Raw genomic sequence first — 13111 nt, forward strand, 5'->3', positions numbered from 1 at the left:
ATTGCGAGTCGCGCCCGTTCACTGCTCAAACTCCAGGGACAGTTGTTCCGCCTGCAAGGCGCGGTAAACGTCCCGCAAACTTTTAAAATCCTCCCAAACCGGCCGTTTTTTAGCAGCATCCCTGAGCAGGGCGGCAGGGTGAAAGGTGGGCAGGTAACGAATACCATCCCGGGCAATCCACTGGCCCCGCAACCGGGTGATGCTGGCCCCGGGGGCAATTAAAGTCCGGGTGGCTATAGCCCCCAGGCAGACGATAATTTTAGGCTTAATAAGCTTAATCTGAGCCTCCAGGATGGGCCGGCAGGCCTGTACTTCAGCAGGAAGGGGCTGGCGGTTACCCGGCGGCCGGCATTTGACGACATTAGTTATATATAATTCTTCCCGTTTAAAGCCGGCAGCAACCAGGATGCGGTCGAGCAGCTCACCGGCAGGCCCGACAAAGGGTCGGCCCAGTTCGTCCTCCTGGGCCCCCGGGCCCTCCCCCACCAGCATTAAGCCGGCCCGGGGGTTACCCTCACCAAAAACCACCTGCCTGGCTCCCTGCCTTAAGCTGCATCCACGGCAGGCCAAGGCCTTCTGTCTCAGGTTTTCCAGGTCCATAAGCGACACCCAAAACCTTACTTCTACTTTTCCGGCGATAATCCTGGCGGGTAATTACTTTTCCAGGCCGGCCTGGCACTGCCGCCTAGCATCGGTATACGCTAGTGCCGCGCCCGCCTGACGGCGGCCAGCAATTCCCTGGCGGCAGCGGCAATGTCCGGGGCACCGATAACTGCCGAGACGACGGCCACGCCGTCGGCTCCAGCCGCAATGACGTCAGCGGCGTTGCTGCTGTTGATGCCGCCTATGGCGACAAGCGGGATGGTGACTGCGGCCCGGATGGCCTTTAACCCCGCCAGGCCGATGGGTTCGCCGGCATCTTCTTTACTTTTAGTAGCGTAGATGCTGCCAACGCCCAGGTAATCCGCACCGTCCGCAACCGCCTGCCGGGCCTCAAGTACCGTACCCGTTGATACCCCCAGGATTTTCCCCGGTCCCAAAAGCTCCCGGGCTACCCTGGCCGGCAAATCCTCCTGGCCGATATGCACGCCGTCGGCCTCTACCGCCAGGGCTACATCCAGGCGGTCGTTAACGATAAAGGTAGCCCCGGCAGCATGGGTAAGCTGCCGGATCTCCCGGCCCAGCTCTACCAGCTCCCGGGCCGGCAGATCTTTCTCCCGCAGCTGGATGGCTGTCGCCCCGCCGGCCAGGGCCTGGCGCACCAGTTCCAGGGTCGGCCGGCCCCCGCCCAGGTTGGTAGTAATAATGACGTACAGGTCCCATGGAGCCATCATTTTGTCCCCCTCCAGGAAGTCTAAAAGCCACCTGCCGTAGTACGCAGGCGGCTTTTATACTTCGTGATTACGGTGCCAGTTTCCTGCAATCCGGTTCTTCCCCGGGTAAGAATGCCCTCACCCTAGCTTTTAATTCTTCCAGGTCAAAGGGCTTGTAGATAAAATCACTGGCCCCCAGGTGCCAGACTTCCGGCAGCGTCGCGGCATCAACGTAAGCCGACATAATAATTACTGCTGTATGCGGGGCCAGGGCCTTGATCCGCGGCAGGGCTTCCAGCCCGCCCATGATGGGCATCCTGACATCCATCACCACTACATCCGGCCGCCAGCGCTCTACCTGGCGCAGGGCATCCCGCCCGTTACCGGCCGTGGCAACCTGGTAACCTTCTTCCTGAAAAGCCAGCTGCAATAAGGTACGTACCCCGTGCTGGTCATCAACAACAAGTATCCTGGGCAAGGCCTATGCATCCTCCGGCTAACATGGAAAATTACTTCCCCTAACTTACTCTATTCGACAGACAATGACCGGTTTCCTGCAACTATGGAAAATAATGTTTTAGAAAACGTTGAACTGAAATTGCTCGACAAAATATTCAAATAGCTCTTTCTGCCGCCGGTCGTAACAATATAAATCCTCAGGGTGCCACTGGACGCCGATTACCGCTACCTTCCCCTCACCTTCCAGGGCCTCGGTCAGGCCATCAGGAGCCACGGCACTTACCTTCAACCCCTTACCCACCCGGCGGACTGCCTGGTGGTGCAGGCTGTTGACCTGCGCCGTTGGCCCGAAAATTTCCGCCAGGCGGGTGCCCGGTATGACCTTAATATCGTGGCCGGGTTGCTCCCTGGGCCCGGCCTGGTTATGCTCCAGGGCAGCTGGAACTTCTATTTTGATGTCCTGGTACAGGTCACCCCCGGCAGCTACGTTCAGCACCTGGATGCCCCGGCAAATGGCAAGTATTGGCTTGCCAGCCGCCAGGGCGGCGCGGGTAAGAGCCAGCTCAAAGGCATCCCGCTCCGGCAGGACTTTATACAGCGTGGCTGCCGGCCGGGCGTTAAAAAAAGAAGGCTCAATATCACCGCCACCCGTTAAAAGCAAGCCATCGATTATTGCCAGGTAACCTGCCGCCAGTTCCGGGTTTACCGGCGGTAAGAGCACCGGCAGGCCCCCGGCGGCAGTAATAGCCTGGAGGTAGGCCGCCCGTAAAAAAACGCGTTCCCGGTCACGCTCCAGGTCACAGGTAACCCCTATTCTCGGCGCAGCCATAAATCTTCCCCCGTAACTTTCTCTCCCAAAAACTATAGCTCTATCAAACCCAGGCTGATCTCAATGGCCCGGTTCACCTTTTCCAGGGTCTCTTCATCAAGGACGGCTACCTTTTGCTTGAGGCGGCTTTTATCAATGGTGCGGATTTGTTCCAGGAGGATAACCGAATCCCGTTCCAGGCCGCTCCTGGCAGCGCTGATTTCCACGTGGGTAGGTAGTTTGGCCTTGGCAATCTGGGAAGTGATAGCGGCGACAATGGTGGTAGGGCTGTACTGGTTGCCAATGTCATTCTGGATAATGAGTACCGGCCGGGTTCCTCCTTGTTCGGAACCGACCACAGGATTTAAATGGGCATAAAAGACGTCTCCACGACGCACCAACATTTTATTTACACTCCGCCAGCCTGTCATCGTAGTATCTCTGGGCTTCATTTTCTACATCATAGTTTTCCACCGCAAGGGCCAGATTGATTGCCGCCATTTCCTGGTAGCCCCGTTTCATTTGCTCCCGGATATTGCGGCGTTTACGCTCGGTAATATATAGTTTCATGGCTTCGCGAATAAATTCACTCCTATTACGCCTTTCCAGGGTCGCCAGGCCGTCAACCTCGGCCAGGAGGCTTTCCGGCAGACTGATCATGATCCGCTTGACACCCGGCAAGAAAAGGCACCCCCTAAATTGGATGTGAGCAATGAGAAGTGAGAGATGGGAGAGGCAGCTAAACTTCTCAAAATAATATTGCTGACATGATATAACCAATTATAGCGGTAAAGGATTACCAGCGCAAGGCCGGGAGAAATCTTTTTAACGGCCATTTTTTAACTTTGCTTATATACCCTCGCTACCCTCCCGGAAATCAGGCAAAGAATTTCATAGTTTATCGTTCCCATCCAGGCAGCTACTTCCTCCACCGGTAAGATCTGTTCCCCCTGGCGGCCGAAAAGGACAACTTCATCACCGGCGCGGGCTTCTGGTATAGCCGTAACGTCTATCATACACTGGTCCATGCAGACCCGGCCAATGACCGGCGCCCGCCGGCCCCGGATTAACACTTCCGCCCGGTTGGAAAGGAGGCGCGAGTAGCCGTCGGCGTAGCCCACCGGCAAAGTCGCTACCCTGGCGGGGGCTGGTGTACAGTAGGTGCAGCCGTAGCTAATAAACGACCCGGCCGGCACCTCCTTTACCAGGACGACCCTGGTCTTTAAGGTCATGGCCGGGCGTAGATCCAGGCGCTCCCTCTGGACCTCCGGGGAAGGATAATGGCCATAAAGGATGATGCCCGCCCGCACCAGGTTGAAATGGGTTTCCGGCAGGTCGATAATGGCCCCGCTGTTGGCAGCATGGCGCCAGGGGAAGGTTATGCCCCGTTGCTCCAGGTCGGTAATTACCCCTTGAAACAGGGCCAGTTGCCGTCTGGTATAGGTTTTATCGGCAGCATCGGCAGCGGCAAAATGGGTAAATATGCCTTCCAGCCGGACGTGGGGCAATCTGGCTATGGCCAGAGCCGCCGCTACGGCCTGGCCGGGCAAAAAACCCAGCCGTCCCATACCGGTATCAATTTTTAAATGCAGCCGCGCCCTGGTGCCGGCAGCAGCGGCGGCTGCATCCAGGGCCCGGGCCTGTTCCAGGCTGAAGACCGTCTGGGACAGGTCCGCGGCCACCACCCGGCCGGCATCTTCAGCCGGGGTATAGCCTAAAATAAGCAGAGGGGCTGTAATCCCCTCCTCCCGTAAAGCCAGGGCTTCATCCAATGTGGCCACTCCCAGCCAGGTAACCCCGCTGGCCAGGGCCGTCCTGGCTACCGGTACGGCCCCGTGGCCGTAAGCATTGGCCTTAACAATAGCCATAATCTCTGTTTGGGGGGCCAGTATTTTTTTAATGGCGCGGACATTGTGGGCGATCGCATCCAAATCAATCTCGGCCCAAACTGGCCGTGACACCGGCCTCCACCTCCAAATTGCGGAAAACCGCTGGTAAAAAGTTTAACAAATCTCCCGCCAGGAGGGCATGCTGGCCCAGGCGGGCCTGCGCCTCGTCCCCGGCCGCTCCATGCAAAAAGGCCCCCACGGCCGCGGCCACCCCGGGCTCCAGCCCCTGGGCCATAAGGCCGGCAATAATCCCCGTCAGGACATCACCGCTGCCGGCGGTAGCCATGCCGGGATTTCCCGTAGGATTAATGTAGGCCTGCCCGTCGGGCCAGGCAATAATGGTCCGGGCGCCTTTAAGGAGGAGGACCACCTGCCATTCCCGGGCGTACTTCCTGGCTATCTCCAGGCGGTCTTCCTGGACTCTGGCCGCCGTTGTCCCAGCCAGGCGGGCCATCTCCCCCGGGTGTGGTGTCAGGACCAGGGGACCGTGGTTCCCGGTAAGGAGGCCGGTATCCGTGGCCAGGGCATTGAGAGCATCGGCGTCGACCACCGCCGGAGCTTTAAGGCGGGGCAGGAGTTCCTTTACCAGTTCCACAGTTGCTGGGTCCCGGGAAAGGCCGGGACCAAGGGCCAGGACGTCACATGCCGCCAGGCGTTCCAGGATGGGTTCCAGGGCCTCCCGGCTTAAGTATCCGGCCGGTGTTTCCGGCAGGGGACAGGTCATGACTTCCGTCGTCTTCATTGCCAGGATCCCGTGGACACCCCGGGGTACGGCCGCCGTTACCAGGCCGGCCCCGGCCCTTAAAGCGGCCGTGGCCGCCAGGGCAATGGCCCCGGTCAGTCCCGGTGCACCGCCCACGGCCAGGACATGGCCGTAAAGGCCTTTGTGACCGCTGGCCTCCCGTTTGGGCAAGCGGGAACGGCACCAGGCCGCTGTCAGCAGGTGCAGGTTAAAACGCTGGCTGTCAATGAGTTTCTGGGGGATGCCTATGTCGGCCACCTCCAGGCGGCCGGCGTAGCTCGCCCCCGGCTCGACGACCAGGCCCAGTTTGGGCAGGGCAAAGGTTACGGTCCAGGTAGCCTGAATGCAGGGGCCAAAGGCCCGGCCGGTATCGGCTTCCAGGCCGGAGGGCAGGTCAACGGCCACTGTATCCCGGTGGGCTTTATTGATCATGGTAATGACGGCTGCCGGTAAGCCCATGGCCGCTCCCTTAAAACCGGTACCAAAAATGGCGTCTACCACCAGGTCGGCATAAAGGAGGGCGATGTCAGCCCGCTGGAGGTGGCTTTCCCCCAGGAGGGGGAAGATACGGCCACCCATTTTCTGGTATATCTCTAAATTGGTGCGGGCATCGCCGCGCAGGTCTTCCGGCCGGGCCAGGAGGAAGACCTTGACCTCCGCCCCCTGGTTTAACAGATGGCGGGCCACCACCAGGCCGTCGCCACCGTTATTGCCTTTGCCGCAGAAGATTAACACCCGGCGGTTCTTCACCCGGTCTTGAAAATGGCGCCGGATGGATTCCACTACCCTCAAGCCCGCATTTTCCATGAGCACAATGCTGGGCACCAGGTACTCGCTGGAAGCCAGGCGGTCCAGCTGCCCCATTTCCGCGGCCGTTACCAGGTACATGGCTCATCCGTCCTCCGAAAATATAGTTCTACCAAAAACAGTACTTTCTGGTGGGGATATGTCCCTCCGCCGCGAAAGGCACTACGCGCCGACAGGACTACTCTTCCAAAGCCAGGGCTACTGCCGTGGCATAAGCCCGGCAGTGGGACAGGCTAACGATTATGGTGCCGGCTCCCACCTGGCGGGCCAGTTCCCTGGCCCGGCCATAAAGCACTACCCGGGGCCGCCCGCCCTCTTCCCGGCTAATCTCAATGTCCCGGAAAGAACAACTACCCCATCCCACCCCCAGGGCCTTCATTACCGCCTCCTTGGCGGCAAAACGGGCGGCCAGGGAAGCCCCGGGACGGTGCCGGCTGCTACAGTACTCCTGTTCCGCTGCCGTAAATAATCTGGCCAGCAAACGCGGGCGGCGCTTTATAGCCCTTTCCAGGCGCTCAATTTCAATAATATCAATGCCAAGGCTTGCCATAATCCCATCCTAACCATTTTACTGCTGCTTAATTCCCCTTTGCTTTATTCGGCAATAATAGTGAAAAACCTCCTGCAAAATCCTGTTTGCTCCTCTCCTTTAATCTGGCTTTTTCCCTTCGTGCCCTTTAACTTCGTTTTGCTTTAAAACAGGAAAATGGGGATTTTCCCCCCTTTAATCCTTGTTTTTTGCCCCTTTTTTCCCAAAAGCTACTTAAACCTCTTAGCCTACCACTAAGACTGGTAAGACGACCTTTGGCGCCCAAAGCCTTTATTTTTCTTGCTTTCCCGCTTAAGATAGAAATACAAGAAGGGAGTGAAAACCATGAGTAAAGACACCAGGACCATCGAAGCGCTGTTAAAAGAAAACCGCACCTTCCCTCCCCCGCCGGCCTTTGCCGCTGCAGCCAATGCCAGGGACGCCGGCTTATATAAGGAAGGCGAAGATATGGAAAAATTCTGGGCCAGGGAAGCTGCTCGACTCCACTGGTTCCGGCCCTGGGACCGGGTGCTGGAGTGGGAATATCCCCTGGCCTGGTGGTTTAACGGCGGCACCCTCAACGTCTCGTATAACTGCCTGGACCGGCACCTGGAAACCTGGCGCCGCAACAAGGCGGCCCTTATCTGGGAAGGGGAACCGGGGGACTCTGTCGTCCTTACCTACCGCGACCTCTACCGGGAAGTCAACAAGTTCGCTGCCTGCTTACGTTCCCTGGGGGTTAAGCGGAATGACCGGGTTACCATCTATTTACCCATGATCCCGGAACTGCCCATCGCCATGCTGGCCTGCACCCGCATTGGCGCCGTCCACAACGTGGTCTTCGGCGGTTTTAGCGCTGCCGCCCTGCGGGACCGGATTAATGATATTGGCGCCAAAGTGCTGATCACAGCCGACGGCGGCTTCCGTAAAGGAAAAATAGTTGCTTTAAAGGAAAACGCCGATACCGCCCTGGCCGAAACGCCTACTATCGAAAAAGTCATTGTTACCAAGCGTACGGGGCAAAGGATAAATATGCAGCCGGGCCGGGACCTCTGGTGGCATGAACTCATGGCCGCAGCACCCCTCTATACACCCCCGGAACATATGGAAGCCGAGGACCCCCTCTTTATCCTCCATACCAGCGGCACTACCGGTAAACCCAAGGGAGTAGTCCATACCACTGCCGGTTACCTGGTAGGCGTCACCACTACCTCCCGTTATATCTTCGACCTTAAAGATGAAGACGTCTACTGGTGTACTGCCGACATCGGCTGGATTACCGGCCACAGCTACGTCGTCTACGGTCCCCTGGCCAACGGGGCCACCGTTCTCATGTATGAGGGCAGCCCCGACTACCCCCAGCCAGACCGTTACTGGCAGATTATTGAGAAATACGGGGTTACCGTTTTTTATACCGCACCCACGGCCATCCGTTCCTTTATGCGCGCCGGCCCGGCCTACCCGGCCCGGCACGACCTCTCCTCCCTAAGGTTACTGGGAACAGTCGGTGAGCCTATTAACCCCGAGGCCTGGATGTGGTACTACAACTATATCGGCCACCGCCGCTGCCCCATTGTCGATACCTGGTGGCAGACGGAGACCGGGATGATCCTCATCACCCCCCTGCCGGGCTTGACCCCCTTGAAACCCGGCTCCGCCTGCCGGCCCTTCCCGGGGGTGGAAGCAGCGGTAGTCGACGACCGGGGCGAACCGGTACCACCCGGTAAAGGCGGCTACCTGGTCATTAAAAAACCCTGGCCGGCCATGATGCGCACCATCTTCAACGACCCTGAGCGCTATGTCAACCAGTACTGGAACCGCATCCCCGGTTATTACTTTACCGGCGACGGCGCCCGCGTGGACGAAGACGGCTATTTCTGGCTCCTGGGCCGGGTGGATGACGTCATTAACGTCTCCGGCCACCGCATCGGCACCATGGAAGTGGAAAGCGCCCTGGTGGATCACCCTGATGTCGCCGAAGCGGCCGTCATCAGCCGGGAACATGAAATCAAGGGGCAGGCCATAGTGGCCTTCGTTACGGTCAAGGACGGCGTCGAGGCCACTCCCCGCCTGGCCCAGGAACTGAAGGAACATGTGGTACAAAAGATCGGCGCCCTGGCCAGGCCGGAAGCCATTTTCTTCACCGCCGAGTTACCCAAAACCAGGAGCGGTAAAATCATGCGCCGCCTCCTCAGGGATATTGCCGAAGGCCGCGCCCTGGGGGACACCTCCACCCTGGCTGACCCGGCAACGGTAGCCAGGCTGAAAGCCGCTTATGCTGAGGAAGCGTAAGTCGGCGGTCGGAAGCTCGGAGGAACCGGCTAAAGCCGGTTCCAGATGGAGAAGGGAGAGCCCGTGAACAGAAGGGTTCTCCTTTTATATTTGGGGCAGGGCAGTTATAGATGTCCCTGATTGACAAAGAAGCCAGTTCGTTGTAGCATGGAATTAACAAGGATTAGTACCTGCTTTCTTAATTTTCTTGCCGGCAGATGGGAGAAATGGCCATGAATAATAAATTTTACCTCTTGTTTATTGCTTTGACCCTGGTGGAAACCATAGCCGCAATCATCCTTTTCCAGGCTTCACCCTTCCTGGCCTCCCTGGCCTTCGGGGGATTAAATGCCCTGGGGTTAGGGGCTTTAAAGGCTTTCCAGGGACCCCCTTGCTCATTAACCCAGTCGCCGGTGGAAGAAGAGGATGAGATCGGCGGGACCGAAGGTATTTTCGCTTCTACCCTGCAGATTGCCCATGAGACTCTACCGGTATTACGCGGGGGGTTAAATGAAGCAACGGCCGCCAAGACGGCCGAGATCATCCAGAATATCACCGAAGTCCCGGCCATAGCCATAACCGACCGCGAACACGTCCTGACCTTCCTGGGGGTAGGCTGCGACCAGCACCGGGCCGGTGACCGGATCTTAACGGAAGCCACCAAAGAAGTCATTGCCACGGGCAAGTTGAAGGTGGTGCATACCCCCCAGGGGCTCTGCTGCCCCAGGTATAATATGGGCTGCAACTGCCCTTTAAAAGCAGCCGTTATCGTTCCTTTAAAATGCCGGGAAGAAATTGTCGGCGCTTTAAAGCTCTACCAGACCAGGGAGGGGGTCTTCCCGCCCCAGATCATCCGCCTGGCCATTGGCCTGGCCGATCTTTTGAGCCTGCAAATCGAGCTGGCCGAGCTGGACCGCCAGCGCCAGCTCCTGACTGAAGCCCGGCTGGAAGCATTGAACGCCCAAATCAACCCCCACTTCTTCTTTAATACCCTGAATACCATTATTAGCTTCAGCCGTACCGACCCGGAGCGGGCCCGCCGCTTGCTGATCCGCCTGGCCAGCCTCTTCCGCCGGACCTTAAACCGCCGCGGCAGCCTGACAACCCTGCGGGAAGAGCTGGAATGTGTGCGTACCTACCTGGTCCTGGAAAAGGCCCGTTTCGGTAATAAATTCCGATACTTCCAGGATGTACCGGTAGAATTGCTGGATTATCACATTCCCGTCCTCAGCCTGCAGCCGCTGGTAGAAAACGCCATCAACCACGGCCTGTTGCCCAAAGAGGGGCCCGGGATGATCAAAATATCCGGGCGCCTGGCAGGCAATGAGCTCCATTTAACCGTAAAGGATGACGGTGTCGGTATCCCGCCTGAGAAAATCCCCCTGGTTCTCCAGCCAGGATACGGGTCTGGTAACGGCGTCGGTTTAAGTAACGTCAACCTGCGCTTCCAGAACCTTTACGGCCCGGATTATGGTTTGCGCCTGGATAGCAACATTAACGGCACGACTGTTTTTTTGCGGGTGCCCGTTATCCGGCCGGCAGTCGTAAAAGATGCCTCAGCAAAGGAGTTGCTGGTTAATGAAGCTTAAAGCCCTGATTGTCGATGACGAATACCCGGCGCGGCAGGAACTACGCTTTATGCTCCAGGAGTTTAAAGACGTAGAAGTGGTGGGAGAAGCCACCAATGCCCGGGAGGCTTTGAATCTCGTCAGCGCCCTTGATTACACGGTGCTTTTCCTGGATATCAATATGCCCGGGATGAACGGCCTGGAACTCTCCCGGGCTATTCAAAAGCGACCCAACCCGCCCTTCATTATCTTTGTCACGGCCTATGAGGAGTACGCCCTGCAGGCCTTTGAAGTCAACGCCGTCGATTACCTTTTAAAGCCCTTCGATGAAAAACGCCTGCGCCAGGCTATTGATAAAGTCCGCCGCCTGGTGGAACAGCGCCAGCAGCAGCCGGCAACTCCTGAAGCAGGCATCGGTAGCGACGGCAAAGGCCGCCTCAACCGCCTGCCGGTAGAAAAGGATGGCAAGACCATCCTCCTGGATCAAAACGACCTGATTTATGCCTGTACCCAGGGGGATAATGTTTATTTAAAAACATTAAATGAACAATACCTCACCCGTTTTACCCTCAAAGAACTGGAAAACCGCCTGGACCCCCGGGTTTTCTTCCGCTGCCACCGCTGTTATATCGTCAACCTGACCAGGGTGCGGGAAATTGTTCCCTTCTTCAACGGCACCTACACCTTGATTATGGCCGACAAGCAGCAAAGCGAGGTGCCGGTAAGCCGCAACCAGGCCCGCAAGCTAAAGAGCCTCCTGGGCATCAATTAAAATATTTTAAGCCGGCCACCGGCCGGCATTCCTGCTCCTCAAGGGGAGAGCGTTCTTTCACCCTGGTCTTTCTCCCTGCAAATACAGGCATCCTCTCAGCTTAGAAACCGTACTTGCTTGCTAATAAAACAGTTATTATTATAGCCAGGGCGCTGATAATCACACCGGCTAAAGTATTCCTTTGACTCCTGCTGTATTCATGTAATTCTTGATGTAGTAAGTTGAATTTTTCCTCCAACCTGTTATATGCTTCTCTCATTTCATCGCGTAATTGGTTTGATTTGCCTTCCAAGCCGTTGAGATCTTCCTTCGTCTCCCGGCCCAATTTGTTGAGCTCTTCCTTCGTCTCACGGCTCAATTTGTCGAGATCTTCTTTCGTCTCCCGCCTCAATCTGCTGAAATCTTCCTTCGTCTCACGGCTCAATTTGTTGAGATCTTCCTTCGTCTCCCGGCTCAATCTGTTAAGATCTTCTTTCATCTCCTGGCGTAATTGATCTATTCTTTGGTCCAGGGCTGCTATTTTCCCCTCTAAACTATCTTTTATACCGTCAATACGCTGGGATAAATTGTCTATCCGCAAGGAGAGGTTGTCCGTACGCTGGGCCAAGTGATAATAACCGAATTCCGCTATCTTAGATTCCACGCCTTCCGAAGCCGCGGCAATCTCTTTCGTTGCACCTTCTATTATTTCTTTTTCCGACATGGCCATCCCTTCCCCTCTCCTTTCTGCCAATATTTTAACACTTCCCGGAGATGCCAACAAGTAAAACTTACCTGTCTATCCCCCTACGATGTAATATTAAAAGGGATGCTTGCGGCCTCCCTTTTCCCGTCCGATTTCCCGCCTTTCCTACTTACTTCCGGCCCGATACCGCTCCATAATACCGTCGCTGGAAGCTTAAGGCCACGTTTACCAGGCCGATCATTACCGGCACTTCAATCAGCGGACCGATGACCGCGGCAAAGGCCTGGCCGGAGTTGATGCCGAATACGGCAACGGCCACGGCGATGGCCAGCTCAAAGTTGTTGCTGGCGGCCGTAAAGGAAAGGGTGGTTGTCTGCTCGTAGTTAACCCCCAGGCGCATGCTGAGGAAAAAGGAAATTAAGAACATGAGGACGAAATAACAGATTAGAGGAACGGCCACCCTGACCACATCCATGGGTAGTGACACGATATACTGCCCTTTCAGGGAAAACATAACCACTATAGTAAACAACAGGGCTATTAGGGCCAGGGGACTGATTTTGGGGACAAAGTTTTTCTCGTACCATTCTTTACCCCTGGCCGGGATGAGGGTAAAACGGGTGATAACGCCGGCCAGGAAGGGGATACCCAGGTAAATGGCCACGCTGATGGCCACCTCGCCGATGGAGACGTGGACTTTCATTCCTTGAAAGCCCAGCCACGCCGGCAGCAGGGTGATGAAAATATAGGCGTAAACTGAATAAAAGATAACCTGGAAGATGGAGTTTAACGCCACCAGGGCCGCGGCATACTCGGCATCACCCCGGGCCAGGCTGTTCCAGACGATGACCATGGCGATGCAGCGCGCCAGGCCGATAAGGATAAGGCCGGCCATGTAATCCGGGTAATTGTGTAAAAAGATGATGGCCAGGACAAACATCAGGATAGGGCCGATAATCCAGTTCTGGACGAGGGATAAGGCCATAACTTTGCCATTACGAAACACTTTTCCCAGTTCCTCATACTTGACCTTGGCCAGGGGCGGGTACATCATGACGATCAGGCCGATGGCGATGGGGATGGAAGTTGTTCCCACCGACATTTTATTCAGGGCCTCCGCCACCCCGGGCACTACATAACCCAAGGCTACGCCGAAAGCCATAGCCAGGAAGATCCACAGGGTCAAAAAACGATCCAGTAGAGATAACCTGGCCACGGGCTGATAGTTATTTGCTGGTGCCATAATTTCAGTCCTCCTCTATAATATT

At 56.6% G+C, this 13111-nt stretch carries 14 protein-coding genes; 3 read left to right on the top strand and 11 right to left on the bottom strand.

Annotated elements, in window-relative coordinates; all coding sequences use genetic code 11:
* Positions 1-18 precede the first annotated feature (18 nt).
* The 9 genes from MGLY_RS03740 to acpS form a co-directional block, all read right to left on the bottom strand.
* Positions 19-600: a uracil-DNA glycosylase gene (locus MGLY_RS03740; protein WP_156271866.1), complete on the bottom strand. Its 582-nt coding sequence runs from the start codon at positions 598-600 to the stop codon at positions 19-21.
* Positions 601-701: 101 nt separating this feature from the next.
* On the bottom strand, positions 702-1331 hold the full coding sequence (gene thiE, locus MGLY_RS03745) for a thiamine phosphate synthase (RefSeq protein ID WP_156276165.1): 630 nt from the start codon (positions 1329-1331) through the stop codon (positions 702-704).
* A gap of 70 nt (positions 1332-1401) precedes the next feature.
* Complete coding sequence (locus MGLY_RS03750; RefSeq protein WP_156271868.1) at positions 1402-1791, bottom strand: response regulator; 390 nt, start codon at positions 1789-1791, stop codon at positions 1402-1404.
* A gap of 99 nt (positions 1792-1890) precedes the next feature.
* Complete coding sequence (locus MGLY_RS03755) at positions 1891-2601, bottom strand: gamma-glutamyl-gamma-aminobutyrate hydrolase family protein (RefSeq protein ID WP_156271870.1); 711 nt, start codon at positions 2599-2601, stop codon at positions 1891-1893.
* A 32-nt stretch (positions 2602-2633) separates the two neighbouring features.
* On the bottom strand, positions 2634-2984 hold the full coding sequence (locus tag MGLY_RS03760) for a type II toxin-antitoxin system PemK/MazF family toxin (RefSeq protein ID WP_054938113.1): 351 nt from the start codon (positions 2982-2984) through the stop codon (positions 2634-2636).
* A gap of 1 nt (position 2985) precedes the next feature.
* Entirely contained in the window at positions 2986-3261 is a 276-nt protein-coding gene (locus MGLY_RS03765) for a CopG family ribbon-helix-helix protein (protein WP_156271872.1), read from the bottom strand.
* A gap of 158 nt (positions 3262-3419) precedes the next feature.
* Entirely contained in the window at positions 3420-4541 is a 1122-nt protein-coding gene (alr, locus tag MGLY_RS03770; RefSeq protein ID WP_156271874.1) for an alanine racemase, read from the bottom strand.
* Positions 4513-6099 carry an NAD(P)H-hydrate dehydratase gene (locus MGLY_RS03775; RefSeq protein ID WP_156271876.1) on the bottom strand — a complete coding sequence of 529 codons (1587 nt, stop codon included), beginning with the start codon at positions 6097-6099 and terminating at the stop codon, positions 4513-4515. Before MGLY_RS03775 ends, alr begins: the two co-directional genes overlap by 29 nt.
* 97 nt (positions 6100-6196) lie before the next feature.
* Positions 6197-6568, bottom strand: a complete 372-nt coding sequence (gene acpS / locus MGLY_RS03780) for a holo-ACP synthase (RefSeq protein WP_156271878.1) — start codon at positions 6566-6568, stop codon at positions 6197-6199.
* Positions 6569-6892: 324 nt separating this feature from the next.
* Between acpS and acs the strand changes: the two genes are divergently transcribed.
* The 3 genes from acs to MGLY_RS03795 all read left to right on the top strand — a co-directional run bounded on the left by acs (position 6893) and on the right by MGLY_RS03795 (position 11158).
* The gene (gene acs, locus MGLY_RS03785) at positions 6893-8839 is read left to right on the top strand and encodes an acetate--CoA ligase (protein ID WP_156271880.1); all 1947 of its coding nucleotides are present in this window, start codon (positions 6893-6895) and stop codon (positions 8837-8839) included.
* A 212-nt stretch (positions 8840-9051) separates the two neighbouring features.
* Positions 9052-10407, top strand: coding sequence for a histidine kinase (locus MGLY_RS03790; protein WP_156271882.1), 1356 nt, complete (start codon positions 9052-9054; stop codon positions 10405-10407).
* Positions 10397-11158, top strand: a complete 762-nt coding sequence (locus MGLY_RS03795) for a LytR/AlgR family response regulator transcription factor (RefSeq protein ID WP_156271884.1) — start codon at positions 10397-10399, stop codon at positions 11156-11158. Before MGLY_RS03790 ends, MGLY_RS03795 begins: the two co-directional genes overlap by 11 nt.
* A 100-nt stretch (positions 11159-11258) precedes the next feature.
* On the opposite strand, the gene MGLY_RS03800 is transcribed toward MGLY_RS03795, so the two are convergent.
* Together MGLY_RS03800 and arsB are read right to left on the bottom strand one after the other, a co-directional pair.
* Positions 11259-11867 carry a hypothetical protein gene (locus tag MGLY_RS03800; protein WP_156271886.1) on the bottom strand — a complete coding sequence of 203 codons (609 nt, stop codon included), beginning with the start codon at positions 11865-11867 and terminating at the stop codon, positions 11259-11261.
* Positions 11868-12012: 145 nt separating this feature from the next.
* Entirely contained in the window at positions 12013-13086 is a 1074-nt protein-coding gene (gene arsB / locus MGLY_RS03805) for an ACR3 family arsenite efflux transporter (RefSeq protein ID WP_156271888.1), read from the bottom strand.
* Positions 13087-13111 lie beyond the last annotated feature (25 nt).

It is taken from the genome of Moorella glycerini (assembly GCF_009735625.1).
GTDB lineage: Bacteria > Bacillota > DSM-521 > Neomoorellales > Neomoorellaceae > Neomoorella > Neomoorella glycerini.